Source organism: Bradyrhizobium sp. UFLA06-24, assembly GCF_054967145.1.
Genome location: NZ_JADFUE010000082.1, coordinates 1 through 24059 on the forward strand (window position 1 = coordinate 1; position 24059 = coordinate 24059).

27 protein-coding genes and 1 pseudogene are annotated in these 24059 nt (G+C 62.7%); 10 read left to right on the forward strand and 18 right to left on the reverse strand.

Features of this window, described 5'->3' with window-relative positions:
• Positions 1-184: pseudogene (locus IF809_RS34250) on the forward strand (serine/threonine protein phosphatase); the annotation flags it as partial.
• A gap of 15 nt (positions 185-199) precedes the next feature.
• Here IF809_RS34250 and IF809_RS34255 read toward each other — a convergent pair.
• The 3 genes from IF809_RS34255 to rfbC form a co-directional block, all read right to left on the reverse strand.
• Positions 200-622, reverse strand: a complete 423-nt coding sequence (locus IF809_RS34255; protein WP_128967985.1) for a hypothetical protein — start codon at positions 620-622, stop codon at positions 200-202.
• A gap of 109 nt (positions 623-731) precedes the next feature.
• Positions 732-1628 carry a dTDP-4-dehydrorhamnose reductase gene (rfbD, locus tag IF809_RS34260; RefSeq protein WP_462839750.1) on the reverse strand — a complete coding sequence of 299 codons (897 nt, stop codon included), beginning with the start codon at positions 1626-1628 and terminating at the stop codon, positions 732-734.
• Between the two features lies 1 nt (position 1629).
• Positions 1630-2184 (reverse strand): dTDP-4-dehydrorhamnose 3,5-epimerase, encoded by a 555-nt coding sequence (gene rfbC, locus IF809_RS34265; protein ID WP_128967987.1) that lies wholly within the window; start codon positions 2182-2184, stop codon positions 1630-1632.
• Between the two features lie 85 nt (positions 2185-2269).
• On the opposite strand from rfbC, the gene rfbA reads away from it, so the two are divergent.
• The 3 genes from rfbA to IF809_RS34280 all read left to right on the forward strand — a co-directional run bounded on the left by rfbA (position 2270) and on the right by IF809_RS34280 (position 4522).
• A complete protein-coding gene (gene rfbA, locus IF809_RS34270) occupies positions 2270-3148 on the forward strand; it encodes a glucose-1-phosphate thymidylyltransferase RfbA (RefSeq protein WP_128967988.1) in 879 nt (292 codons plus the stop codon).
• 12 nt (positions 3149-3160) lie between these two features.
• Positions 3161-4225, forward strand: coding sequence for a dTDP-glucose 4,6-dehydratase (gene rfbB / locus IF809_RS34275; protein WP_462839751.1), 1065 nt, complete (start codon positions 3161-3163; stop codon positions 4223-4225).
• A 90-nt stretch (positions 4226-4315) separates the two neighbouring features.
• Positions 4316-4522, forward strand: coding sequence for a hypothetical protein (locus tag IF809_RS34280; protein WP_128967990.1), 207 nt, complete (start codon positions 4316-4318; stop codon positions 4520-4522).
• Here the strand turns inward: IF809_RS34280 and IF809_RS34285 are convergent.
• Entirely contained in the window at positions 4519-4893 is a 375-nt protein-coding gene (locus tag IF809_RS34285) for a hypothetical protein (RefSeq protein WP_462839752.1), read from the reverse strand. The two genes, IF809_RS34280 and IF809_RS34285, sit on opposite strands and share 4 nt — an antisense overlap.
• A 143-nt stretch (positions 4894-5036) precedes the next feature.
• Positions 5037-5192 (reverse strand): hypothetical protein, encoded by a 156-nt coding sequence (locus IF809_RS34290; protein ID WP_453980247.1) that lies wholly within the window; start codon positions 5190-5192, stop codon positions 5037-5039.
• 585 nt (positions 5193-5777) lie between these two features.
• Between IF809_RS34290 and IF809_RS34295 the strand changes: the two genes are divergently transcribed.
• From IF809_RS34295 to IF809_RS34305, 3 genes are all read left to right on the forward strand, one after another.
• Positions 5778-5951, forward strand: coding sequence for a hypothetical protein (locus IF809_RS34295; RefSeq protein WP_164938847.1), 174 nt, complete (start codon positions 5778-5780; stop codon positions 5949-5951).
• Positions 5952-6168: 217 nt separating this feature from the next.
• A complete protein-coding gene (locus IF809_RS34300) occupies positions 6169-6420 on the forward strand; it encodes a hypothetical protein (protein ID WP_128967992.1) in 252 nt (83 codons plus the stop codon).
• Positions 6421-6560: 140 nt separating this feature from the next.
• A complete protein-coding gene (locus tag IF809_RS34305) occupies positions 6561-6926 on the forward strand; it encodes a VanZ family protein (protein WP_453992725.1) in 366 nt (121 codons plus the stop codon).
• Positions 6927-6980: 54 nt separating this feature from the next.
• Here IF809_RS34305 and IF809_RS34310 read toward each other — a convergent pair whose 3' ends face one another.
• The 12 genes from IF809_RS34310 to IF809_RS34365 form a co-directional block, all read right to left on the reverse strand.
• On the reverse strand, positions 6981-7271 hold the full coding sequence (locus IF809_RS34310; RefSeq protein ID WP_453992726.1) for a hypothetical protein: 291 nt from the start codon (positions 7269-7271) through the stop codon (positions 6981-6983).
• 125 nt (positions 7272-7396) lie between these two features.
• Positions 7397-7843 (reverse strand): hypothetical protein, encoded by a 447-nt coding sequence (locus tag IF809_RS34315; protein WP_462839753.1) that lies wholly within the window; start codon positions 7841-7843, stop codon positions 7397-7399.
• A gap of 149 nt (positions 7844-7992) precedes the next feature.
• Positions 7993-9714, reverse strand: a complete 1722-nt coding sequence (locus IF809_RS34320; protein WP_462839754.1) for a chemotaxis protein — start codon at positions 9712-9714, stop codon at positions 7993-7995.
• 5 nt (positions 9715-9719) lie between these two features.
• Positions 9720-10808 carry a protein-glutamate methylesterase/protein-glutamine glutaminase gene (locus IF809_RS34325; RefSeq protein WP_128967997.1) on the reverse strand — a complete coding sequence of 363 codons (1089 nt, stop codon included), beginning with the start codon at positions 10806-10808 and terminating at the stop codon, positions 9720-9722.
• A 17-nt stretch (positions 10809-10825) separates the two neighbouring features.
• Entirely contained in the window at positions 10826-11680 is an 855-nt protein-coding gene (locus IF809_RS34330; protein WP_462839755.1) for a CheR family methyltransferase, read from the reverse strand.
• 133 nt (positions 11681-11813) lie between these two features.
• Complete coding sequence (locus IF809_RS34335) at positions 11814-13619, reverse strand: methyl-accepting chemotaxis protein (protein ID WP_462839756.1); 1806 nt, start codon at positions 13617-13619, stop codon at positions 11814-11816.
• Between the two features lie 61 nt (positions 13620-13680).
• Positions 13681-14163, reverse strand: a complete 483-nt coding sequence (locus IF809_RS34340) for a chemotaxis protein CheW (protein WP_128969459.1) — start codon at positions 14161-14163, stop codon at positions 13681-13683.
• A gap of 34 nt (positions 14164-14197) precedes the next feature.
• On the reverse strand, positions 14198-15898 hold the full coding sequence (locus IF809_RS34345) for a methyl-accepting chemotaxis protein (RefSeq protein WP_462839757.1): 1701 nt from the start codon (positions 15896-15898) through the stop codon (positions 14198-14200).
• 40 nt (positions 15899-15938) lie between these two features.
• Entirely contained in the window at positions 15939-16400 is a 462-nt protein-coding gene (locus IF809_RS34350; protein ID WP_128968001.1) for a chemotaxis protein CheW, read from the reverse strand.
• Positions 16400-18490: a chemotaxis protein CheA gene (locus tag IF809_RS34355; protein WP_462839758.1), complete on the reverse strand. Its 2091-nt coding sequence runs from the start codon at positions 18488-18490 to the stop codon at positions 16400-16402. Before IF809_RS34355 ends, IF809_RS34350 begins: the two co-directional genes overlap by 1 nt.
• Complete coding sequence (locus tag IF809_RS34360; protein ID WP_092300982.1) at positions 18487-18852, reverse strand: response regulator; 366 nt, start codon at positions 18850-18852, stop codon at positions 18487-18489. The genes IF809_RS34355 and IF809_RS34360 overlap by 4 nt, the downstream gene beginning before the upstream one ends.
• Positions 18852-19175 carry an STAS domain-containing protein gene (locus IF809_RS34365; protein WP_128968003.1) on the reverse strand — a complete coding sequence of 108 codons (324 nt, stop codon included), beginning with the start codon at positions 19173-19175 and terminating at the stop codon, positions 18852-18854. Before IF809_RS34365 ends, IF809_RS34360 begins: the two co-directional genes overlap by 1 nt.
• Positions 19176-19453: 278 nt before the next feature.
• Here IF809_RS34365 and IF809_RS34370 point away from each other — a divergent pair, with 278 nt between their 5' ends.
• The 3 genes from IF809_RS34370 (at position 19454) to IF809_RS34380 (ending at position 23610) form a co-directional block, all read left to right on the forward strand.
• Entirely contained in the window at positions 19454-20530 is a 1077-nt protein-coding gene (locus IF809_RS34370; protein ID WP_462839759.1) for an HD domain-containing phosphohydrolase, read from the forward strand.
• Between the two features lie 242 nt (positions 20531-20772).
• Entirely contained in the window at positions 20773-21441 is a 669-nt protein-coding gene (locus IF809_RS34375; RefSeq protein WP_453980259.1) for a hypothetical protein, read from the forward strand.
• A gap of 18 nt (positions 21442-21459) precedes the next feature.
• Positions 21460-23610 (forward strand): CHASE2 domain-containing protein, encoded by a 2151-nt coding sequence (locus IF809_RS34380; protein WP_462839760.1) that lies wholly within the window; start codon positions 21460-21462, stop codon positions 23608-23610.
• 40 nt (positions 23611-23650) lie between these two features.
• Here the strand turns inward: IF809_RS34380 and IF809_RS34385 are convergent.
• Positions 23651-24059 (reverse strand): FAD-dependent monooxygenase (locus IF809_RS34385; RefSeq protein ID WP_462839761.1); only part of this gene is annotated, 409 nt, incomplete at its 5' end.

Consider the following 24059-nt stretch of genomic DNA (forward strand, 5'->3'; position numbering starts at 1 on the left):
GCTGTGGATTAGGGACGAATTTCTCCAGAGCAAGAAGCGCTTCGGGAAATATGTCGTGCACGGCCATACGCCGGTGCGCCAGGCCGAGCTGCTCGAAAACCGCGCCAATATCGATACCGGAGCCTATGCCACCGGCAACCTGACGCTGCTGTCGATTCAGGGCAACAGCATGCTCGCGATCTAGCGACGCGCGGGCGCCTCAGTTGGTCTGGCTCGCCGGCGGCCGATATTCCGGGAACCGACTGAGCATCGCCGCCTTCAGGAACTTGAAATGAGCGATCGAGGCCGTGAGCTCCTTGAGCCTGCGCTGGCCGTTCAGGATTTCCTTGTCGAACAGGTCCTGGTGATGATTATCCAGCGCCTCGCGCTCGAGATACTCGTCATCGCCGTTGCCGATGGTTACGGCTGCGCGCGCCAACACGTCTTCCACGCGGCGGTTCAAGCCGGATTGCTCCCGCTCCGCGGCCTGCAGCGCGTTCTCGATCGCAGCCATGATGGCTTCAATGCGCGTGCGATCAGTCTCCGCATCACGCTCGGGCGAACGCGCGCGAAATGTCTGCTCTCCCCCGAAACGGTCTTTCAGGAAATTGGGAGTGCGGGCCCGCAAGAAGAGCTGAAACATGCGTGCATTTCCGGTTCGAGGCGCCAGGCCGGAAAATGGGCCTGGGATGGTTAACAAAGCTTAAAGGCCGCGGAACATTGCGCTCCGGCTCCGCCTTGTGAACCACCGTTCAGATCGTCGCCTGGAAAATATCCAACTCCCGATCAAGCGCCTGCTGCCAGTCCGGCGGCGCAATGCCGAAGCGCTCACGCAGCAGCGTCAGATCGAGACGGGAATTGGACGGCCGCTTCGCCTTGACCGGAAATTCGTCCGAACGGATTGGAACGATTTCCTTCACGGCGAGTTTGACGCCGCGCGATTGCAACCCGACAACGATCGCAGTCGCAAAGCCGTGCCAGCTGGTCTCGCCCGCGCAGACCAGATTGACGACGCCGCCTCGCTGCTCGAACGTCTTGCGGAGGCCATCGCCACCCAACGGCAGCATTGCAACAATCGCTTGCGAAATCGTGCTCGCTGTCGTCGGCGCACCGATCTGGTCGGCGACGATCCGCAATTGCTCGCGCTCTCCGGCGAGCCGCACGATGGTCTTGAGAAAATTCGCACCTGACGCGGCGTACACCCATGACGTGCGCGCGATCACATGCAAGGCACCCGCCTCGGCAATGGCAAGGTCCCCGGCGAGCTTGCTTTGGCCATAGACCGAGAGCGGACCCGGCGTGCTGTCTTCGCGCCAGGGACGATCACCGGAGCCGTCGAAAACATAATCGGTCGAGAAGTGTATCAACGGCACGCCGCGCGGTGCGGCCCATTGGGCGATCGCACGCGGAGCCTCCGCGTTGATCCGAAAAGCGAGTTCTCGCTCGTCTTCCGCCCGATCGACGGCGGTATAAGCTGCGGGATTGACGATCAGATCCGGCTTGATCGATTCAAGCTTGCCCGCAAGCTCGTCCGGTCGCGACAGGTCGAACTGGTCTCGCAACGGCGCAATGACATCGGCCCGCTCGCGAAGCAGCGGAAGCAGAGCTCGGCCCACCTGTCCCGCAGAGCCGGTCAGCAGAACTCTCATCTCAGATCTCCCCGTAACGTGGGAGATTCTTCACATCCGCGAGCAAGGGAGCGTCAGCATCCTTGGGCGACAGCGACGGCGCCGCGAGACCCCACTCGATGCCGATCGCCGGGTCGTTCCAGCGAATGGAGATCTCGTCCTTCGGGCTGTAGAGCGCGTCGCATTTATAGAAGAAGTCAGCGGTCTCGGAGAGAACCGCAAAGCCATGCGCGAAGCCGCGAGGAACCCACAATTGCCGGCGATTGTCCTCACTCAATTCGACAGCAACATGACGCCCAAAATTTGGGCTGCCGATGCGAACATCGACAGCAACATCCAACACACGGCCGCGCAGCGCCGAGACCAGCTTGCCCTGCGTGAAAGGATTTTGGAGGTGCAGCCCGCGCAACACTCCATGTCGCGAGCGTGACAGATTGTCCTGAACGAACGGCTGCGCAACCCCGCTCTGCGCGTAACGCTCGAATTGATAGGTCTCCAAGAAAAAGCCGCGTTGATCACCGAAGAGCTTCGGCTCGATGATCAAAACTTCGGGCAGATCTGTCTTGATAACGTTCATTCCAGCGACTTCAGCTCCGCGTACACAACGATCTTGTGCAGCGCACACTATCTGATATTTAAAGGTTGGTAAACCAGAGGGACCGATGAAGGGAATCATACTCGCTGGCGGAACTGGCTCGCGCCTTTATCCCGTCACGACAGTTGTGTCGAAGCAATTGCTCCCGGTTTTTGACAAACCGATGATCTACTATCCGCTCTCGACATTGATGCTCGCTGGTATTCGCGACATTCTCGTCATCTCGACGCCGCAGGACAAGCCGCTGTTCCAGCGCTTGCTCGGCGATGGAGCCGAGATCGGCGTCAACTTCTCTTACGCCACCCAGGAAACTCCTCGCGGTCTTGCCGACGCATTCATCGTTGGCCGCGAATTCGTGGGATCGGATTCCGTCGCGCTGGTTCTCGGAGACAACATCTTCTACGGCCACGGGCTTCCGGAGATGCTTGCCAAGGCTGCGGCACGCAAGAGCGGCGCCACGATCTTCGGCTATGTCGTCAACTCGCCCGAACAATACGGCGTGGTCGAACTCGGTGCTGACGGGCGCGCGCGCTCGATCGAGGAGAAGCCCAAACAGCCGAAGTCGAACGTGGCCGTGACCGGCCTTTATTTCTACGACAACAGCGTCGTCGACATCGCAGCCGAGATCAAACCATCGGCGCGAGGCGAGATCGAAATCACCGACGTCAACAATGCGTATCTTGCCCGCGGCGATCTGTTCGTCGAAGTGCTTGGACGCGGCTTCGCCTGGCTCGACACCGGCACGCACGCCTCGTTGGTCGAAGCCAGTCATTTCGTGCAGATCCTGGAACAGCGCCAGGGACTGCGCATCGCCTGCCCCGAGGAAATCGCCTTGCGGCGCGGTTACATCTCTCTCGAAGCCTTCGCGAAGGTCGCCGAGAAGACCGCCAAGAGCAGCTACGGCCAGTATCTGCAATCGGTGGCCCGTTCTTTCGCACACGACTGAGGCAGATCATCCATGCGCTTCAAAGGCTCCACGATCTTCGTCACGGGCGGTGCGGGTTTCATCGGCTCCGCAGTCGTGCGTCATCTTCTCCGCGACACCCAGGCGCGCGTCGTCAACATCGACAAGCTGACCTATGCCGCCAATCTCGAGTCGATCCCCGACGCCGGGACAAATCCGCGTTATGCATTCGAGAAGCAATGCATTTGCGAGGCGGCCTCTCTTCGCAAGCTGTTCGAGAAATACCAGCCCGCCGCCGTGATGAACCTCGCGGCAGAAAGCCATGTCGATCGTTCGATCGATGGTCCCGGCGAATTCATCCAGACCAACATCGTCGGTACCTTCACGCTGCTGCAGGAAGCGCTGCGATACTGGAGGACGTTGAGCCCGGACGGGCGCGCGCAATTCCGCTTCCTCCACATCTCTACCGACGAGGTGTTCGGCTCGCTCGGCGAGGACGGATATTTCACCGAGACCACTCCCTATTCACCGAATTCGCCCTATTCGGCGAGCAAGGCGTCGTCCGACCATCTGGTCCGCGCCTGGCGTGAGACCTACGACCTTCCGACGATGGTGACGAACTGCTCGAACAATTACGGGCCCTATCACTTTCCCGAGAAGCTCATTCCCCACATCATCATCAAGGGCCTCGCCGGAGAGCCGCTGCCGGTTTACGGCGACGGTCAGAACATCCGCGACTGGCTCTACGTCGAGGATCATGCCAAGGCGCTCGCACTGGTGCTCGAGCGCGGTGCGATCGGCGAGACGTACAATGTCGGCGGACGGAACGAGCGCACCAACCTGCACGTCGTGGAGAGCATTTGCGATCTGCTCGACCAGATGTCGCCGCGCGCAGCGGGTTCCCGGCGCGGCCTGATCTCATTCGTCGCCGACCGTCCCGGTCACGATCGCCGCTATGCCATCGATGCTTCGAAACTCGAGCGCGAGCTCGGATGGCGCGCTGACGAGAATTTCGAAAGCGGTCTCGCCAAAACGGTTCGCTGGTTCTTCGACAACAAGCAATGGTGGCAAGCCATTCTCGATCGCGGCTATCAGCAGAAGCGCATCGGCTTGGGATAGGGGATCGATCGGCCGCTCGCGGTCCTGTCGTCCGGCCAGACATTGGCGCCCAGCCGGCCGCCTCGAACCGCAACAGAGATAAGCAAGCGGATGGACGAACTCTTCTTCGTCTGGATTCGCGGCCTGGACGGACGTCCCAAGCCGCAGATCTGGGACGCGGATCAATTTTCCGGCCCAGAATGGAAGTTCAGGCACGTCATCGCCCGGCATGCCCTGGATGTGAAGGCGCGCGGAATGGGGCTGGATATGCTGGCGAAACTCTTTCCTGCGCCGCCTGGCTTCGAAGAGTGGACCTAGGCTTCTGCCGTAGACGCGAAATCGGGCCGAGCGACACGGCTCTGCGTCATCCAGACTTTCCACGCACCTTCGTGCTTGGCATATAACTCCAGCCAGCGTTCCTCGCCGGGAGCAGGCCGGCCATCGTGCTCGCCCCGCATTGCCCGAGTTCGACCGCCCTCCGGTTCACTGTCGAGCCGCTCGAACTCGAAGGTCTCCTCGGGCGTAAGACCGATCAGAACGCGCTTGCCGACCGCATCGACAAAGTACCGCCGCGGCGCATTGTTGTCCTTGAAACCACTCATGGCCGAACCTCTTTTTGGTTTCGACGGGGCGCCCGATCGCAGATCCCATTCAAACACGCGCAGCAGAGGCAATTGAACCGCTGCCACCGCGAGTTCTCCTGTCGACCGTCTCGATTTGGTGCAACGATCTCAGCTTCGAGTTGTGTCGAGATCGTGATGGTGGCCGCTGATTTTGTCGTCACCGACGGGAATTTTTGGGCAGCAGCGTGCGTGCTTCGTAATCGCTCGCATCACCCAACCAGCCAAAAGAAGAATTTGACTGCCAACAGGATGACGAAATACGCCCACCCCATCATTGCGATCAGCGCAACCCCGAGAAAGACACCTTCGAACGCCCGCTCTCTCATCTTTGCTAGAGGCTTTTCTGACAGTGTTTTTTCAAGCATGTCGATCTTCTTCTATTCGTATCGTTCGCCGGATCATAGCCGAACGAATTCGACGATCTCGTGACGAATGAAGTCGAGAAGCAGTCGCCGCTCATTCGCGCCCTTACGGACATCGATCTTCAACGCATTTTGAATCGGCATTGCATGCAGCATCGAGCGACGGAACAATTTTTCCGACGATGCCATCGCGCGGATGCCCGATTTGATTCGAGAGATTGCAACTCTTGCGAGAAAATATCGCATTGCTTGACGCGAAGATCCCGCGAGCGGCCTCGGCGCAATCGAGGGGCCGCCCTGCGCCGACCCAACGTGGCGTTGGGGCGAGCGGAGGATCGCGATCAGCGCGGATCGGCTCGATCTCGAGAAACTCCGGACTTGTACGGAGCGCTGGGCGCCGATTTCGTCGCGTTAAGGTTGAGCGGTTAGCTTAATCCGCGTTGTTTGTTGCGAAGTCTCGCTGATCGCTTATCCATCTCCGCACCGGCTTCCCCAAAAGACCCGGCCCCACCCAAGCAAAGCCGTCGAGCGACATGGGTCCGCTGGACGGCTTTGCTGTTGTGACAATGCGAGAGGATCATTTCGGTTATGGCGCGGAAGCCCTGGTCGTTCAAGGAAGACCGCCGGCTCATGGAGCTGGCCAAATCTTCGACGTCAATCGAAGAAGCGGCAAGGCAGCTCGGTCGCTCGACGGACGCGATCAAGCGCATGGCCCTGCGGCTCGGCCTCTCACTGAAGTCCCGCGCCACCAAGAAGAGCTAAGGCAGCTCGCAAGGTCTCCCGCGACAGTGCGCGGACCTATGCGCCTCCTGCCACCAGAGGCGGATGTCAGCCGCAATGCGGCGCATCGGGACGCTTCAGCGCCCTCGATCTCCCCACGCTCCGATGTTAGACTGACCGGCGACGAAGACTGGACGCTGTCCCCGTCTCGCGGAGAACGGCCGCGCGGTCAGCTTCATGGTCTGTTGGAGGATTGCACATGTTGTCCCGCGCCCTCACCGTAACATTGTTTCTGAGTTTGTCCTCGATGGCCTCAGCGCAGGTTCCTGTGCGGTTCGGATTTCCGAACGGAGCACCGTGGTGCGCATTTGGCTTCGACTGCAGATTCCTGAATTTTCACGAATGCGCCGACTGGATCTATGATCCGGCGCGCAACTGCCTGAAGAATCCGTACTTCGCGGCGCGCTACCCCACAAATGTCGACAAGGGCTGGTCCTACAATCGTCGTTGAAGCTCGGGCCTGGCGACGGCACATGCCGGTCGCACCCGTTCCAAGCTCTGTGCCGGCACGCAGCGACCGGAATCTGCGAGTCTTAACGATATTCTCGGCTTTCGGGAGCGGCACTGCGGCCGAACGGCTATGATGCCGCGATGCGCCGGAACCATGTCATCGCAGCAGCGGCGATCTGCCTCGGTCTCATCGTCTATGCCACGCTTGCCACGTTGGCGGGACGACCGGTGCTCCTTGGCCATGCCGAGGCCTACTGGGTCGTCATCATCGAGCGCTTCAGCGCCTATTGCCTGCTCGGTTTCCTGCTTTCGTTCCTGCTGCCGGGACGCCTGAGGCTGGCTTGCGCCCTCGTGGTCGCCGTCGCGATCGGACTCGAGCTGCTGCAGGCGTTAATACCCGACCGCGATCCGGGATTCATGGACGTGCTGCAAAAGGCGGCCGGCGGCACTGTCGGAGTCATTCTCGCCCAGACAATTCTGGCGTTTCTTCCAAGGGCGCCGTCCTGACCCGAGCCGCGCCCGTTCGCTTCGTCGAGGCGATGCCCGGATTGCTCCGGCTGCCTACCTCGCCATCTGACCGCGCAGCTGGCTGTCCGGATTGGTGACCACGACCCCGGACATCAACCGATGGGTTTCGCGGAGAGCCGTGATCGCGTGGTCGAGATCGAACTCGGTCTCACGAAGGGTCTCGTAGAACCGCGCCATCAAGGCGGCATTCAGCTTGACGCGGGTGTTTCCATCGCGGCTCTTGCGGCGATCGAGCGACAGCTGCAGCGCCTGTGCTCTTGCTTCCGCAGCACTACAGCCGTTGAGCGCAGCGAATTCGTCATATGTCATCCAGATCTGAGGCATGTCCCTGTCCGCCTTTTGTTATGAGCCTCAACCTAGATTTCACATCTAAAAGCAATCTTGCCGCACTGCGGTCGCCACATCCTTTCGCGACAACAACGTCAACGCAAAGCTAAGACGCGCGACGATCAGGACGGGGGAAGCCTGGAGGGCGTGATCGGAGGCCGCGGCCGCGACCGGCCGTCGAGCCCCTTGGGCAGTTTGTCGACATTGAGCCTCACGATCGCGCATTTGGCGTCGGCTGGAACGACTTCGTCGTGGCTGTAGATCAGCGTCGCCTCGAAGTTGATTTCGGGCGCTTGCCTCGCCGTTCCCGAGCATGTCGCCATTGCGCCGCCGCTTGTACCGGTCAGATCGACCTCGACCTCATCGGGACCGAATACGCTCGGACTGCCCGCGGTATGCCGCTTCACGGTGAGGACGGCCGTGAAGCGCTGCTGATCGACGTGATAGGAGCCACCATAGGTGAAGAAGCTGTCGCTGCCCGAGATCCGCCCATCGACCAATTCCACAAGGCCGGTGCCCTGAGCGTACGGAGTCCTGAACCAGGCCGCGTATTTGCCGTCTCTCAGCATGAAGAATGTCCGTCGCAAATTTCATACGTATTTGCGACCAACTCTGGGGCGCGACAATGACCGATGCGCCGCGCATTTCGCAACGGTTAACGCCGTGCAAAGCCGATCCGTCAAATTGCCGGCGCTGAATGGACCACTTCGGCGGCGAACTAAAACAGTTCTATGCCGTCATCGGCCGGCTCGATCACCTCGACGCGGCGTGCGGCAGCGGTCGACGCAAGCCCGAGGGACTGCAGATAACCCCGATGGACGTCGCGCTCGCGCTCCATCGTATAGCGCGCGAAGAGATCGTCGAGCAGCGCCTCGTCCTGCGGCCGCGGTCGATGCGTGCCTGCGCTTGCGGCCTCGAGCCGCGCAGCGACGGCGGGCAACGTGGCGGAGCTCTCACCGAGCGAGCTCATCAGGCCTTGCGCCGAATTCAACAGGCCTTCGAATTCGGCGCCTTCGTCGACGAGCCGGCTCATCAGCTTGCCGAGCCGTACATTGCCGGTCTCGACCTCGCGCAGCGCCTGAAGGATCTGCGGCTCGAGGTTGGCGAGCTGAGTGGGATCGCCCTGGACGCGGAGCTCCTTTAATTCCTTGGCGGAGCGCTCGATGCCATCAAGGACGGGCCGCAACCGTCCGGCGCCGGCCGAGACCTGGTCGGCGGTCGCCTTGAGCTCGTTGGCAATGACGACGAAGGCGCTGCCGCGGCTGCCGAGATGGCTCGCCTTGAGGCCTGCGTTCATTCCTATCAGCGTGATATCGACCGTGGCTTCGGCCAGGCCCGCAATAGCTTGCCGGAATTTCGCCAGCGTATCCTCGACGACCGCCAGCGCCTCGTCGACGGACCGGCCGGCGCTCTCGCAGGTGGCGATCAGGGTCGAGGCCTGGGCCAGCCTCTGTTTGATGCGGGTCAGGAACGATGACGAGGAGCCGTTCTCGCCGCCAAACAGCGAGCGACCGTGACCGACGACTTTGCCTGCATCATTGAGGATATCCGACAACGCCCGGATGATCTGGCCGATGTCGCCGCCGAACTCCCGCTGGGCGTCCCTGAGCTGGGCCGCCTGCAGCCGCACGATCGCATGCACGCCGTCTTCGCATGGGAGCGGCGCCGGAACGAGGCTCGGCTCCGAGCCGGACGAAAGGCGCAGGCCGTGGCAGACATGTTCCAGGCGTTGCCGCGTGCTGTCGCCGGCCTGCAAGGAAATGATCGCGCCGCCGACCGCCTCGGCAATCTTCCGCGTGCTGCCGCTGGCGAGGTCGGCGAGATGACTGCTCTTGCTGCGCTGGTCGCGCAGGCCGGAATAGGCGGCGCCGAGTTCGGAACTCTCCGCGATCAGCTGATCGCCGTAGTGGCTCTCGAACTCCTTCTGCCGGCCGGATGCAGTGGCCACCGCCTCCGACAAACGCTGCTGATCCCGCGCACAAACCTCGATCGAGCCTTGCACGGCCTTGCCGAGATCGTAGGCCTCCTGGGTGAAGGCGAGAAAGCCCTCACGATCGCCGTCGAGCGAGGCCGCCTCGATCCGCGCGCTGCGCGCGATGATGGTGATCATCTGGATGTGCTTGAACAGCGGCTTCAGCAGCGCAGACGCCTCCGTCGTGTTCTTGCCGATCACCGCGAGCAGCGCACTCTCGGCCGGCAGCGCGCGCGCCAGCTCGCCGAGCCGCGCCGCGATTTCCTGCAGCGCAGTTGCGGCTCCCTCGATCTCGGCGCCGGAGAGTTCGCCGGACAGAGACGCAAGGCCCTGATTCAGCTCCTTGAAGATGATGTGTCCGCGACCGAGCTCGTTGCCGACGCGCGCAAACACGTCCTCGATGCGCGACGAGACGTCCTCGACCGCGGCGATCGCATCAGTCAACATGCTGGTGGGAGTGGCAGCCATCCGGATCAGCCAGCCGCCACGTGCCCGGCTTGGTACCAGTGCATGATCTCGCGCGGAATCTGGTGCAGCGCGACCACCTTCTCGACGCCACCATGCGCGATGGCTTCCTTGGGCATGCCGAACACCACGCAGCTTTCCTCGTCCTGCGCCCGGGTCGAGGCGCCGAGCTTGCGCATCTCCAGCATGCCGCGCGCGCCGTCGTCGCCCATGCCCGTCATGATGACCCCGAGCGCGTTGGCGCCGGCATGCTGGGCCGCGGAGCGGAACAGCACGTCGACCGAGGGACGATGCCGCGACACCGGCGGGCCATCCTTGATCGCGACCTGATAGCGCAGACCGATGCGCTGGAGCAGCATGTGCCGGGCGCCCGGCGCGATGTACGCGCAGCCCGGCAACACTGGCTCACGATCTTCCGCCTCCTTCACGCGGATCTGGCAAATGCTGTCGAGACGCTTGGCGAAAGCAGCCGTGAAGCCCGCCGGCATGTGCTGGACGATCAGAATGGGCGGACAGTTCGCCGGCAGCATTTCGAGAACGTCGTTGAGCGCTTCCGTGCCCCCGGTCGATGCCCCGATGCACACGATGCGCTCCGTCGTCGGCCGAACCTTGCCCTGCACCGGCGGCGGGATGATGGCGTCGGCCGTCAGCTTCTTCTCGATCACCCTCCGCTCGGCGCGCGGCCGCACGCGCGCGCGCGCGGCCGACTTCACGGATTCGCGCAGCCGTGTCGAGCATTCGAGCAGCGCCTGCCGCGTATCGATCTTCGGCTTCGGCACGATGTCGACGGCGCCCGCCTCGAACGCCTCGAACATCACGTTCGAGCCTTCCTCGGTGAGCGAGGAGCAGATGATCACCGGGATCGGATGCTGCGCCATGATCTTACGCAGGAACGTCATGCCGTCCATGCGCGGCATCTCGAGGTCGAGGATCATGACATCGGGGATTTCGTCCTGCAGACGCTTCGCCGCGACGAACGGATCGGACGCCGTCCCCATCACCTCGATCTCGGGATCCTCATTGAGTATCGTCTGAAGGATTTGGCGGACCGACGCCGAATCATCCACGATCAGCACGCGAACCTTTTCCTTGGGCATCTCGAGCGCGCCCCCAATCAGACCTGGAAGATGGTTGGCTGAACTTGCTTCAGACCCGGAACGGCGCTGTGAATCATGGATTCCGAGTGCCCGACCAGCAGGTATCCTCCCGGCCGCAGATGATTGCAGAGTTGTTCCACGACCTTTCGCTGCGTCGGCTTGTCGAAATAGATCAACACGTTGCGGCAAAAGATCATGTCGACGTCCCGGTCAACGGGATAAGACGAATCCATGAGGTTCATCCGCATGAAATGCGTCATGCGCCGCAATTCCGGCACCACCCGCACCTCGCCGCGCGATTTGTCACGCGACGACAGGAAGTACCTCTTGACGAATTGCTCCGGCACCGGGGCGAGCACGTCGCGGGTGTAGATCGCCGTTTTGGCGAGGCGCAGCACCGCGGTCGAGATGTCGGTGCCGAGGATGCGGAACTCAAACCGCGACCCGCTCCGCGTCATGTCGTCCAGCACCATGGCCGCGGTATAGGCTTCCATACCGGTCGAGCTTGCCGAGCTCCAGACCTTCAGATTCGCGCTCCTGCGCTTGTGCGACTTGAGCAGCTCCGGGACGGCAACCTCCCGCATGAACTCGAAATGCTGTGGCTCGCGGAAGAAATCGGTCTTGTTGGTGGTCACCACATCGATGAGATGGGTGAGTTCGTTGTCGAAATGATCTGCCTCGAACAGATTCTCGACATATTCGTTGAGGTCCGAGAAATTGAGCGCACGCACGCGCTTATGCAGGCGTCCCTCCAGCATCAATCGCTTGCCTTGCGGCAGCTTGATTCCGACCTGACCTTCGATCAATTCGGCGATGGTGCGGAAATGACGGTCCGACAGATGCACGGCCATATCCTGAACGGCAGGCATCATAGCTGCCTGCCTCGGGCCGGAACGACCGCTTGCACTGAATATCGGGTCATACCGACCATATTGCTTCCTACACGTCTACTGTAGCCGAAGACGGATCGGCTTGGCCGAACCGGCCAGGCCGATCCGTAAACTCCTAGCGCTGGAAGTCGGCGTCCCGATCATCCTCGTGATCGTTCAACTCGAAGGCAAAGCCACCGCCGCCGGCCGCCTTCATCGCCCGTGCCGGCTTGGACTGCGCCTTCTTGGCCGGACGTTCCGCCGCCGCCATGTGCGCCGCCTTGGCGCGCAACTGGCTCACCGCCCGGTCGATCGGCGCCGCCGCCTGATCCTTTCCGCCCTGCTCGATGCGGAAATAGGCGATCGTCGCCTGGAGCTGCTCGGCCTGCGAGGCCAGCTCTTCCGAAGTCGAGGACACCTGCTCGGAGGCGCTGGCGTTCTGCTGGCCGACCTTGTCGAGCTGCTGGATGGCCTGGTTGATCTGGGCCGAGCCGACGTCCTGCTCACGGCAGGCCGCTGTGATCTCCTCGACCAGCTCTGCGGTCTTCTTGATATCGGGGACGAGCTTGGCCAGCATGGCGCCGGCTTCCTGCGCGACCTTGACGGTTTCGCCTGAAAGCGTGCCGATCTCGGCAGCGGCGGCCTGGCTGCGCTCGGCCAGCTTGCGGACCTCGGACGCCACCACGGCAAAGCCCTTGCCGTGTTCTCCGGCGCGCGCGGCTTCGACCGCCGCGTTGAGCGCAAGCAGGTCGGTCTGCCGCGCGATCTCCTGCACGATGGTGATCTTCTCGGCGATGGTCTGCATCGCATTGACGGCACGCCCCACCGCCGCACCGCTTGCTTCCGCATCCTTGGCGGACTGCGCCGCGATCTTCTCGGTCTGGTTGGCGTTGTCGGCGTTCTGCTTCACATTGGAAGCCATCTCCTCCATCGAGGAAGAGGCTTCCTCTGCGGAAGAGGCCTGCTCGGTCGCACCCTGCGAGAGCTGCTCGGCACTGGCCGAGAGCTCCTGGCTGCCTGCCGAGACGTTCTGCGCCGCGGTGAGAGCTTCCGACACGATCTGCCGGAGCTTCTCGACCATGCGCTCGAGCGCGAGACCGAGCGTGTCCTTGTCGGATAGCGGCTTGGCCTCGATGGTGAGATTGCCCTGCGCGATCGCATTGGCAACCGCGGCCGTCTTGTTCAAGTTGACCGTCATCGCGTTCAGCGACTTCAAGAGGTCGCCGATCTCGTCGTTGCTGGACGCTTCGATCTTGTGACTGAGATCGCCAATGGCGACCGCATCCGCCAGGCCGACGGCCTGCGTCAGAGAGCGGCTGATGTTGAGCGCAATCCAGATCGCGGCGACAACGGCAATGACCAGCGATGCAGCAACGAGGGCAAGCAAGGTCATGATGGCCTGGCTCCCTTCGACCTTGGCCGCTTCACTCTCCTCGGCCATCTGCTTCTTGACATAATTGATGTAGTCGTTTGCGGCGTTCAGGGCAGGCGTCGTGGCCCCAAGACCCTCTTTCATCGAGTGCTCGGCTGCCTTCGCCTTGTCCTGCTTGGCCATCCTGAGCGTTTCGTCCTGCACCGTATTTGAATGAGCGTAGGCCGACGCGAACGCATCGATCATCTTCTTGCCGGCTTCACTTGCACCGACATAGGCTTCGTCCTTGACCTTTTGGGCGCGTTCACGGAGCTGCCCAATCTGGCTGATGAAGTTGTTTTGATCGGCCTCGGTCGCCGCCAGAATCGTATTCTTCTCGGCCCGCACCTGGAGCAGAACACTCTCCTGAAGCTCCGCGACCTTCGCCAGGCGCGCCGCCCGCGCCGACAAGTGTCCCGTGGTGCTCACCGTGTCGTTGAGCTTCAGATAGGCAACGCCGCCGGCGACCATGGAGAGCAGTATGACGATGCCGAAGGCACTCGCGAGCTTGGCTTTGACAGTAAATCTCATCGTAATCTCGTTGTTTCGAATTGGGTTTGCTTAAGCCTGACCACGCGTTACTCTAGTGAACTCAGGCGGCGCGCGATGCATCGGCGCCGCGACCTTCCGGTATCTCGTCGTGGGCCATCAGCTTGGCCAGATCGAAGATAACGACGAACTTCTCGCCCTTCCGACCGATTCCGGCGGCATAATCGGACTGCCATTGACCGCCCACATCGGGCACAGGTTCAATCGCCTGCTCATCGATATCGGTCACTTCGAACACGCAATCGGCGACGAAACCGACGCCGACCAGACGGTCCTTCATCGGTACATCGAGAATGATGATGCGGGTCGCCTCTGTCGCCGCCACGCTTGGCAACCCGAGCTTGGTCCTGAGGTCGACGATCGGATAACCCGAGCCCCGCACGTCGATCATCCCGAGCAGGAAGCCCGGCGCGTGCGGAAGCCGCGAGATCGGCCGCATGTCGAGGATCTCGCGGACATTGCGAATACTGATGCCGAAGATCTCGCCGGCGAGCCCGAGCGTCAGATATTGAGAGGTTGCGGCCATTGCTAAGTCCGGAGTCAGATGGGTTAAACGGTGCTCAGCGTTGGAACTCGGCGTCGCGGTCATCTTCGCTGTCGTCCATGTCGAAGGCAAAGCCGCCTCCGCCGCCCGCAGCCTTCAGCGCCCGCGCAGGCTTGCGCGCGGCCGCGGGCTTTTTCGCACCACGGTCCGCCGCCTGCATCTGTCCCGCCTTGTTGCGGAGCTGGGTGACTGCACGGTCGATCGGCGCGGACGCAGCGCTCTCGCCACGGCCGGCTTGCTCGATCCGGAAGAACGAGATCGTCGATTGGAGTTGCTCGGCCTGAGAGGCGAGTTCCTCCGAGGTCGAGGACACCTGCTCGGACGCGCTGGCGTTCTGCTGGCCGACCTTGTCGAGCTGCTGGATCGCCTGGTTGATCTGGGCCGAACCGACGTCCTGCTCGCGGCACGCCGCCGTGATTTCCTGGACCAGTTCAGCCGTCTTCTTGATGTCGGGCACCAGCTTCGACAGCATGCTGCCGGCCTCCTGCGCGACCTTCACGGTCTCGCTCGACAGCGTGCCGATGTCGGCGGCCGCGGCCTGGCTGCGCTCGGCCAGCTTGCGCACTTCGGAGGCGACCACCGCGAAGCCCTTACCGTGCTCGCCCGCGCGGGCGGCCTCGACTGCGGCATTCAGGGCGAGCAGATCGGTCTGGCGCGCGATCTCCTGCACGATGGTGATTTTCTCGGCGATGGTCTGCATCGCCTGGACGGCTCGGCCGACGGCGACACCGCTGGCCTCCGCATCCTTGGCCGACTGCGCCGCAATCTTCTCGGTCTGGTTGGCGTTGTCGGCGTTCTGCTTCACGTTGGAGGCCATTTCCTCCATCGACGAGGACGCCTCCTCCGCGGACGAGGCCTGTTCGGTGGCGCCCTGCGACAGCTGCTCGGCGCTTGCGGAGAGTTCCTGGCTGCCGGCGGAGACGTTCTGAGCGGCCGTCAGCGCCTCGGCGACGATCTGCCGGAGCTTACCGACCATGCCGTTCAGCGACTTGACGAGATCACCGACCTCATCGTTGCTGGTAATGTTGATCGTCTGGCTGAGGTCGCCGCCCGCGACTGCACCAGCGAGACCGACGGCGCGTCCGAGCGCCCGGCTGATCGAGATCGAGATCCAGAGCGCCGCGGCGATCGCAGCCGCAAGCGAGATGCCGATGAGGGTCATCAACAAAAGCTGCGCCTGATGACCTTCTTCCTTCGACTGAACGGCCTGATCGGCCATCTGCTTCTTGGTGTTTTGTACATAGGCGCCCATTGCTTCGAGCGCGTCCGCGACGACCTTGCGGCCCTCGTTCATCGAGCGCTCGGTCGCTTTCGCCTTGTCGGTTCTCGCCAGATGGATCGTCTCCTCCTGGTAGGCGTTCATCCTGGTATAGGCGGTCGAGAAGCCGTCCAGCAGCTTCTTGCCCGCTTCGCTGGCGAGGGCATAGACCTCGTCCCGGGTCTTCAGTGCGTCTTCGCGGCGCTTGGCGGCGTCAGCGGCGAATTGTTGGGCCTCGGCGTCGTTGCCCAGAATGGCGTTCTTCTCCGCCCGGAGCTGAAGCAGGATCGTCTTCTCGATTTCCGTGGCCTTTTCCATGCGCTTGGCGCGCAGGACCATGCTGTCGGCGGTCGCCATCATGTCGCCGAGCTTCATATAGGCGACGCCGCCGGCAACCATGGACAGCACGATGACCAGACCGAACGCGCTGGCCAGCTTTGCCTTGACCGTAAATCTCATCTTCAGCCCCTACCCCTAAGCCCCTCGCGGAGCCCTAATCTCAATTCAGGATGCGTTCCATGTTGGGAACGATGACGAATTCTTCACGCCACTTCGCGATGAAACGGATGAACTCCGGCTTCCAGTGCATGCCGACGCGCGGCGTCTGCTGCACGTCGGTCTGCGAAATTTCCGTGACTTCGTAGACCCTGTCGGCGGTGACGCCGACCAGGACGGGTTCGTTGTCGAGCTCGATCTCAATGACGACGATGCGCGTCTCGGCGGAATCTTCGAGCTGCGGCATGCCGAAGCGGATTCGCAGGTCAGCCAGCGGAATGACGTTGCCGCGTACGTTGATCACGCTGGGAACGAAGGACCGGGCGCCCGCGACCCTGGTCACCGGCACAGGATCGATGATCTCGCGGACCAGGCCGGCGTCGAGCGCGAATTTCTCCTCGCCAAGGCCGATCATCACGACTTGCATCGCACCGGACTGGTGTTCCGTCGCCAAACCATCGGTCATTACGCCGCCTCGCTGATGTGCTGCTTCTCGACTTTCGACTGCGCCAGCGTGACGAGCTGCGCCACGTCGAGGATCAGCGCCGCCGTGCCGTCGCCGAGGATGGTCGCCCCGGAGAAAATCGTGACGTCCGAATGCAGTTTGGAGAGCGACTTGATCACGGTCTGGTGGTTGCCAATAATCTGGTCGGCGACCAGACCGACGTGGGTTTCGCCGGTCGAGATGATGATCGTCTTCTGGTGCCGATCAGGCGTGCCCGACGACGACATGAGCTCGCGCAGGCGGAGGAAGGGCACCAGGTTGCCACGCACGTTGAGGAAGTTGCGCCCGCGGGACCGCTCATCCTCGGCGGTCAGCTCGATGCATTCCTCCACCGCCGACAGCGGGATGATGTAGCGGCCCTCGCCGACGCGGATCAGAAGGCCTTCGATGATGGCGAGCGTCAGCGGCAGGCGCAGCGTCACCGTGGTGCCCTGGCCCGGCCGGGTCGACAGGTCGATCGAGCCGCGCATGTTCTCGATGGTGCGCTTCACCACGTCCATGCCGACGCCGCGACCGGAGAGTGCAGAAATGGTTTGTGCGGTCGAGAAGCCCGGGTGGAACAGGAATTGGTGGATTTCGTGATCGGACAGCACGGCGCCGGCCGCGATCAAGCCCTGCTCTTCGGCCTTGGCGCGGATGCGGGCGGTGTTGAGCCCGCCGCCATTGTCCTTCACGGTGACGAGTACCTGTGCGCCGGAATGCACCGCCGCGAGCTCGATCCGGCCCTGCTCCGTCTTGCCGTTGGCAGCGCGCGTTGCGGTCTCTTCGATACCGTGGTCGATGGCATTGCGGATCAGGTGCACAAGCGGATCGGCCAGGCACTCGATCATGGTCTTGTCTAGCTCGGTATCTTCGCCGGAGGTGACGAACTCCACCGGCTTCGACAGATCGCGCGACAGGTCGTGGATCAGGCGGCGGAAGCGACCGAACAGCGAACCAATCGGCACCATGCGCGCGCCCATCGTGGTATCGCGCAAGGACGAGGCGAGGCGCTCGATCTCTTCGGCGATCATCTTGATCGAGAGATCTGAACCCGCGGATGCGAGCTGGGTCAGGCGCGCCTGTGCGATCACCAGCTCGCCGACCCGGTCCATCAACTCATCGAGGCGCTCGGCCTGGACACGGACGGTGGCGATGCCGCGATCGTCGCGCTTGGCTTCAGTCTTGGGTCCGACCCTCGCTTCGACTTTGACTTCCGCCTTTGCTTGCGGCCCGGGCTCCGCCTTGGCGACCGGCTGCTCGACAACGGGGGCCTCGACGGCCAGTGCCGGCATCTCGGCCGCCAGCGCGGGCTCCTCGTCGGCGAGCTGGAACAGCGGCGCCGGCGCGGGCGCTTCGACATGCTCCAGCGGCGAAAGCGTCAGCTTCATCTCGTCTGAGACGAACATGAAGACGTCGTCGATCGCGGCCTTGTCGCAGGCCGCGTGCAGCTTGACGTCCCACTTCAGATAGCAGTCTTCCGGCTCCATCTCGTCGAGGAACGGAACACCGTCGGTGATCGGCACAACGAAGCACGGGCCGAGCTTGCAGAGATCTTCCAGCAAATCGAGCGGGTTGGAGCCGTTGCGCAGGATGTGGGATTCGAATTCCAGGAAAAGATGCCAGCCGGCCTGCTTGCTTTCGACGGGCGCGATCGGCGGCGCTTCCGCGAGCTCGACGATGGGAGCGGCGGGCAGGTCCGATGACACGAAGCGCTTGAGGTCGTCGAGGATGGCTTCCCCGATGATATCGTCAGTCGACTGCGGGTCCTCGATCAGCGCGCGGATATAATCCTTGGCGGCGAGCGCGACCGAGATCAGCTCCTGGGTCGGCCTGATCTCGCCCTTGCGGACGCGATCGAAGGCGGTCTCGAATTCGTGGGTGAAGGAGGCGACCTTGTCGAAACCGAACATGGCGCCGGAGCCCTTGATGGTATGCAGGGCGCGAAACGCGGAATCGACCAGCTCGCGGTCGTCGGGACGCTGACCGAGGTCGAGCAGGGCTCCTTCCAGAACCTCGAACAGCTCGCTCGCTTCCTGGCGGAAGATCTCGGTCGGGTCCATCGCACTCATGCGCGCACCAGTTTCGCAACGACGGCGAGCAGTTGCTCGGGCTTGAACGGCTTTGTAATCCAGCCGGTCGCGCCGGCGCTCTTGGCTTCCTGCTTCACCGTGTCGTTGGATTCGGTGGTCAGGAACACGATGGGCATGCCGACCGCGCTCGGCAGCTTGCGCAGTGCCTTGATCAGCTCCAGCCCGTTCATGACGGGCATATTGAGGTCAGTGATGACGAGATCGAGCTTGCCGGCCTGCGCCTTGGCGAGGCCTTGCGCACCGTCGCCGGCCTCGATCACGCTGTGACCGGCCGGCTCGAGCACGACCTTGATCATCTGCCGGATGCTGGGGGAATCGTCGACCGTGAGGATCGTGGCCATTAGATGCCATCTCTCTTTTGCGGGAAATGCTGATCGATCATTGCCTCGCTGGCGAAGCCGGCGCGGCGAAGGGTGTTGCGCAGAGACTGGGAGAACGACGTGAGCACCACCGGTCGGCCCTGGGCCTCGCCGGTCTTGGCGGTCGACAGCAGAAGCTGAATTGAGGTCACGTCAGCCTTGTCGACGCTCGAGCAATCGATCTCGAGCCGGTCCTGCCGGCCGAAGGCTTCGCGGATCAGGTCGTAGACCCCACGGATCGCAGCAATGCTGCAATCCGCAGGCAGCCGCAGGGACCACTTCGGCTCAGTGACATCAGACGACATTCGTCCCCCAAATTTACTGGAAGCTCCGCTGCCCGTACGGCGCGAATCCCCTGCGGGGACTATCCGGGTACGAGAGTATGCAAACCCCTAATGGGATGGTCCGTACAACTACGGGTCACAATCTCGATAACTTCGCCTATGCATGCAAACGTGCACGACCCGCTCAAATCTCATGCATGGTCGCGATCGTTTGCCGCGGCGGGGCATTTTCTCCGCGTTAAATCGCCCGCGCTATTCATTGAGATCACGCCTCGCCATCCGAACGAGTCCGGCCGCCGATGCTGACCCAAGCGCTTCTGGTTGACGACAGCCGCTCTGTCCTCAATTTCTTGAAACGTCATATCGAAGCGAACAGCCTCGTCGAGGCCACCACGTTCCTCGATCCCGTCGAGGCGCTGGCTTGCGCGCGCGAACGCGTCTTCGACCTCGTGCTGGTAGACTATGAAATGCCGCATATGGACGGCATCAGCTTCATCCGAGCCCTTCGGGCGCTGCCGGGCTGCACCGACATTCCGATCGCGATGATCACGTCGCGGCAGACCGACGACGTCAAGATGGAAGCGCTGCAGGCGGGTGCAACCGATTTCCTACCCAAGGCACCGCAAAGCGTCGAAATGACGGTACGCCTGCGGAATTTGATTCAGCTTGGTGCAGCCGTACGCAAGCTCAACGATCGCGCGGCGCATCTGGCCAGCGAGGTCGCTGCCGCGACACGCAAGCTCGGCGAGCGCGAGGAAGAGATCATCCTGCGGCTCGCGCTCGCGGTCGAATATCGTGACAACGACACCGGCGAGCATACCCTGCGGGTCGCCCGCTACAGCCGGATCATCGCCGAACAGCTCGGCCTCCCCGCCCGGGTCTGCCGGGACATCTATCTCGCCGCGCCCCTGCACGATGTCGGCAAGGTTGCCATTCCCGACAACATCCTGCTCAAGCCGGGCAAGCTGACCGACATCGAGATGGCAGTGATCCGCACTCATGCGACGATCGGAGAAAAGATTTTAGCCGATTCCAGCTGCGAGCTCATCCAGCTCGGTGCGCAGATTGCCGCGGGCCATCACGAGCGCTGGGACGGCACCGGCTATCCGAACGGTCTTAGGGCGGACGAGATCCCGATCGCGGCGCGCGTCGTCGCGGTCGCCGATGTCTTCGATGCCCTGACGACGCGACGGCCATATAAAGAGCCGATGCCGCTGGACTTGGCGCGTGACTATCTGATCGAGAACCAGGGACGGCAGTTCGACCCGGCCTGCGTCGAAGCCTTTCTGTCGCGCTGGGATGAGGTGCTGGGCATCGCGCCCCGGCAGAGCGCGACGCCGCTTCAAAACTCCGAGGCTGCCTCGCACCCTTTATAATATGGTAGCGCCCGGGAGCCTCCGGACCGGGGCCGCCCGCCGGAGACCACCGCCGTCTGATAGGCGGATGCATTCACCGTTTGCCGAGGCGCGGTTTTCCGCCATCAAAGCTTTGAACCTGTTCCCGCCAGGGTGCACCAATACCAGGGGTGATTCTGATCACACTCGCCTGGAGCCTTTTTCTGCTAGGCTCGCGCTGGGCGGGGATCAGTCGCATATCGTTCGAACTGGATGAGAAAATCATGAGAAGCCTGATCGGCGCCGTCGTGGGCGTGCTTTGCCTGAGCGCGCCGGCTGTCGCGCAGACACCCGCCGCCATTGTCGAGGACGTACAGGGCAAGGTCGCCGGCATCGAATTCATGGACTATGTGACGCCCGGCAAGATCATCAAGCTGGGTCCCAAGGGCGGCATCACGCTCAGCTATCTCAAATCCTGCCTGCGCGAGACCATCACCGAAGGCGTCGTGCTGGTCGGCGCGGAGCAGAGCACTGTACAACTCGGCAACGTGGAACGCGTCAAAGTGCCGTGTGATGCCAACGCCGTGCAACTCTCCGAGCGCGAGGCGAACCAGAGCGCGGCAACCACGTTCCGCAGCATGCGAGCCGATGCTGGCAACGCCCCCGCCAAGCTGCCGACGATCTACGGAGTCGCGCCCCTGATTCAAGCCAGGAGCGGCAGCACGCTGGTGATTGAACGCACCGACGGCCAGGAACCGACAATTACACTTCCGCTGAAGAACGACATCATGGTCGCCAGAAAGTTCTACGATCTTTCGAAAGCCGGCAAGTCTCTGACGCCGGGCGGCAGCTATCTCGCAAAGCTCGGCAACAAGCGCTACGCCTTTCAGGTCGACGCCAGCGCGACCGCGTCGCCGACGCCGATCGTCGGCCGGCTGCTGCGGCTCGAATAGAGACCCGCGACGACAACGATGCGGCGGATCGGCATACGGGACATCGTTGCGGCGATCCTGATTGCGCTTGTTGCGGGCGCGGCTGTCACGTCTCCACCCCTCGAGCGACTGCACGGTCTCTCGCTCGACATTCTCACGGCGTTGCGCTGGATGCTGGTTGGCGACCGCCGCGATCCCGCGACATCGCCGGTCGTCGTCGTCGCGATTGATGGGGAGACTTACGAGACCCCGCCGTTCAAGGGATCGCCGACGCAGACCTGGACCCGCGAGATCGGGCGGGTGCTCGGCAGCATCACCGAGGGCGGCGCCACGGTCATCGGATTCGACGTCATCTTTCCGAGTTCGATCGAGCAGTCGGAAATCCCCTTTGGCGATACCTCGTTCGGCAGCCGTGTGAAAGGATTTGACCGGGACTATCTGATCGCGCTCAGGAAGCTTTCCGACAGCGGCAAGCTCGTGCTCGGCGAGATTCTCAGCAACGACCATCCGGACAGACCCGATCGCGCGCAGCAATTGGCGGTGAAGAACAACATCCGCGCGCTCAACGTCCATACCGACCCCGACAACGTGATCCGGCGGATGCCGCTGAGCTTCTCCATCGAGGGACGGCCGGTGCCCGCAATGGCCGTCGAACTCGCGGCGCGCTCGCTCGGTGCAAAGCCCGAGACCGGACCGGGCGGCGTGACGCGCTTGTCGGACTATGCGGTTCCGAGCGCGGTCCCCAATACGGTCACACTCAACTTCCGCGGCATGGGCCGCGACATCCCGACCTATTCCTTCGCCGATTTGCGCGGCTGCGTCGAAAAAGGAGATACCGACTTCTTCCGCCGCGCGTTCGACGGCAAGATCGTGTTGCTAGGCAGCCTTCTTACCTTTGATGACCGCAAGCTCACCTCAATGCATTTGGCCCGCGGCTATGACGGGACGCCGGTGGCGCGATGCGCCCTGCCCGGACCTGCGATCGCCGCACGAGCAGCGCGCAGCTCGGTCGCCGGCGTCTTCGTCCATGCCACGGCCGTGCGAAATCTGCTCGAGCATGATGCCATCACCGAGCTCGGCTTGCCGCTGCGGCTGATTCTGACGATCGTGTTCGCGGCCCTCATTGCGACTGCCGCCTGCCTGCTCGCTCCGACCAGCGCAGCCATCACCTGGCTCGGTCTCACCGTCGCCTACGCCGCTGTTGCCGTCAGCACGTTCGTGCACGCCATCGCACTTCCCCTGACCGAGCCCGTGCTTGCGGGCCTTGCAGCCCTCGCGATGATGATCGGCTACCGTTTCGTCATCGCCGACCGCGAGGAGCGCTTCCTGCGCAAGAGCTTCGCGTTCTATCTCGCGCCGGAGGTGATCGACAGCATGGTTGCTTCCGGCAAGATGCCCGTGCTCGGCGGCGAGATGCGCAACATCACCATGTTCTTCGCCGATCTCAGCGGCTTCTCCTCGATTGCAGAGAAGATGACGCCGGCCGAGCTGGTCGCGTTGATGAACGAATATCTCTCCGCCATGACCGACATCATCGAAAGCCATGGCGGCTATGTCGATAAATACATCGGCGATTCCATCGTCGCGATGTTCGGTGCGCCGGCCGACGATCCCGATCACGCGCGGAATGCGGTCGCCGCCGCGCTGCAATGCCGTGACCGACTCGAGGAGCTCAACGACAGCCATCCCGCCTTCCGGGGCCGCGGCCTTGCCCAACGCATCGGGCTGAACAGCGGGGAAGCCGTGGTGGGCAACATAGGCTCGCGCCGGCGCTTCAACTACACCGTCATGAGCGACACCGTAAACCTCGCCTCGCGGCTCGAAGGCGCCAACAAATATTTCGGCACCGTGATCATGGCGTCCGAGATGACCGTGAACCAGAGCCGCAGCGCCTACGCCTGGCGCGAACTGGACCTCATCAGGGTTCACGGTCGCGACGAGCCGATCAGGGTGTACGAGCCGCTTGCGAACAAGGACCAGGAAACCCAGGAGCAGAGCAACGACGCCGTAATTTACGCCAAGGGACTTGCGTGCTGGCGCGCGCGGGACTTCGCACAAGCCGCCCAGCTATTCGAAAGCACCGCCGGCGACGACCCGCCGTCGCGATATTTCGCCAGGCGTGCCCAGGCGCTGGCGGCGAATCCGCCGGCGCCCGACTGGACGCCGGTGAATACGCTGGAAGGAAAATAGCGCCACTCGTCTCATCTCGAGAATGACAGCGAGCCACCGCTCAGAACGGCAGCCCCACATAATTCTCCGCGAGCAATCGCTGCGCCGTCTCGGACGAGAACAGGTACTCCAGCTCGGTCTGCTGGAGCCGATCCTCATACTCCGAGCGGTCGGGGAAGCGGTGCAGCATCATCGTCATCCACCACGAGAAGCGCTGCGCCTTCCAGATCCGCGCCAGCGCCTTGGCGGAATAGCCCTTCAGTCCGGAATCGTCGCCCTGCTGATAATGCGCCAGCATTGCGTGATAGAGATAATAGATGTCGGAGGCAGCACTGTTCAGCCCGCGCGCGCCGGTCGGCGGCACGATATGGGCGGCATCGCCGGCGAGGAACAGGCGGCCATAGCTCATCGGCTCCGCGACGAAGCTGCGCAGCGGCGCGATGCTCTTTTCGATCGATGGGCCGGTGACC

Bases quoted from the DNA above. Each gene is read 5' to 3' on its own strand.
- rfbC (WP_128967987.1), bottom strand. From the start codon at position 2,184: ATGAACGTTATCAAGACAGATCTGCCCGAAGTTTTGATCATCGAGCCG.
- IF809_RS34280 (WP_128967990.1), top strand. From the start codon at position 4,316: ATGGACGAACTCTTCTTCGTCTGGATTCGCGGCCTGGACGGACGTCCC.
- IF809_RS34320 (WP_462839754.1), bottom strand. From the start codon at position 9,714: ATGGCTGCCACTCCCACCAGCATGTTGACTGATGCGATCGCCGCGGTC.
- IF809_RS34305 (WP_453992725.1), top strand. From the start codon at position 6,561: ATGCGCCGGAACCATGTCATCGCAGCAGCGGCGATCTGCCTCGGTCTC.
- rfbD (WP_462839750.1), bottom strand. From the start codon at position 1,628: ATGAGAGTTCTGCTGACCGGCTCTGCGGGACAGGTGGGCCGAGCTCTG.
- IF809_RS34315 (WP_462839753.1), bottom strand. From the start codon at position 7,843: ATGCTGAGAGACGGCAAATACGCGGCCTGGTTCAGGACTCCGTACGCT.
- IF809_RS34370 (WP_462839759.1), top strand. From the start codon at position 19,454: ATGCTGACCCAAGCGCTTCTGGTTGACGACAGCCGCTCTGTCCTCAAT.
- IF809_RS34340 (WP_128969459.1), bottom strand. From the start codon at position 14,163: ATGGCCGCAACCTCTCAATATCTGACGCTCGGGCTCGCCGGCGAGATC.
- IF809_RS34350 (WP_128968001.1), bottom strand. From the start codon at position 16,400: ATGACCGATGGTTTGGCGACGGAACACCAGTCCGGTGCGATGCAAGTC.
- IF809_RS34345 (WP_462839757.1), bottom strand. From the start codon at position 15,898: ATGAGATTTACGGTCAAGGCAAAGCTGGCCAGCGCGTTCGGTCTGGTC.
- IF809_RS34355 (WP_462839758.1), bottom strand. From the start codon at position 18,490: ATGAGTGCGATGGACCCGACCGAGATCTTCCGCCAGGAAGCGAGCGAG.
- IF809_RS34295 (WP_164938847.1), top strand. From the start codon at position 5,778: ATGGCGCGGAAGCCCTGGTCGTTCAAGGAAGACCGCCGGCTCATGGAG.
- IF809_RS34380 (WP_462839760.1), top strand. From the start codon at position 21,460: ATGCGGCGGATCGGCATACGGGACATCGTTGCGGCGATCCTGATTGCG.
- IF809_RS34290 (WP_453980247.1), bottom strand. From the start codon at position 5,192: ATGCTTGAAAAAACACTGTCAGAAAAGCCTCTAGCAAAGATGAGAGAG.
- rfbA (WP_128967988.1), top strand. From the start codon at position 2,270: ATGAAGGGAATCATACTCGCTGGCGGAACTGGCTCGCGCCTTTATCCC.
- IF809_RS34375 (WP_453980259.1), top strand. From the start codon at position 20,773: ATGAGAAGCCTGATCGGCGCCGTCGTGGGCGTGCTTTGCCTGAGCGCG.
- IF809_RS34335 (WP_462839756.1), bottom strand. From the start codon at position 13,619: ATGAGATTTACTGTCAAAGCCAAGCTCGCGAGTGCCTTCGGCATCGTC.
- IF809_RS34325 (WP_128967997.1), bottom strand. From the start codon at position 10,808: ATGCCCAAGGAAAAGGTTCGCGTGCTGATCGTGGATGATTCGGCGTCG.
- IF809_RS34310 (WP_453992726.1), bottom strand. From the start codon at position 7,271: ATGCCTCAGATCTGGATGACATATGACGAATTCGCTGCGCTCAACGGC.
- IF809_RS34365 (WP_128968003.1), bottom strand. From the start codon at position 19,175: ATGTCGTCTGATGTCACTGAGCCGAAGTGGTCCCTGCGGCTGCCTGCG.
- IF809_RS34360 (WP_092300982.1), bottom strand. From the start codon at position 18,852: ATGGCCACGATCCTCACGGTCGACGATTCCCCCAGCATCCGGCAGATG.
- IF809_RS34255 (WP_128967985.1), bottom strand. From the start codon at position 622: ATGTTTCAGCTCTTCTTGCGGGCCCGCACTCCCAATTTCCTGAAAGAC.
- rfbB (WP_462839751.1), top strand. From the start codon at position 3,161: ATGCGCTTCAAAGGCTCCACGATCTTCGTCACGGGCGGTGCGGGTTTC.
- IF809_RS34330 (WP_462839755.1), bottom strand. From the start codon at position 11,680: ATGATGCCTGCCGTTCAGGATATGGCCGTGCATCTGTCGGACCGTCAT.
- IF809_RS34300 (WP_128967992.1), top strand. From the start codon at position 6,169: ATGTTGTCCCGCGCCCTCACCGTAACATTGTTTCTGAGTTTGTCCTCG.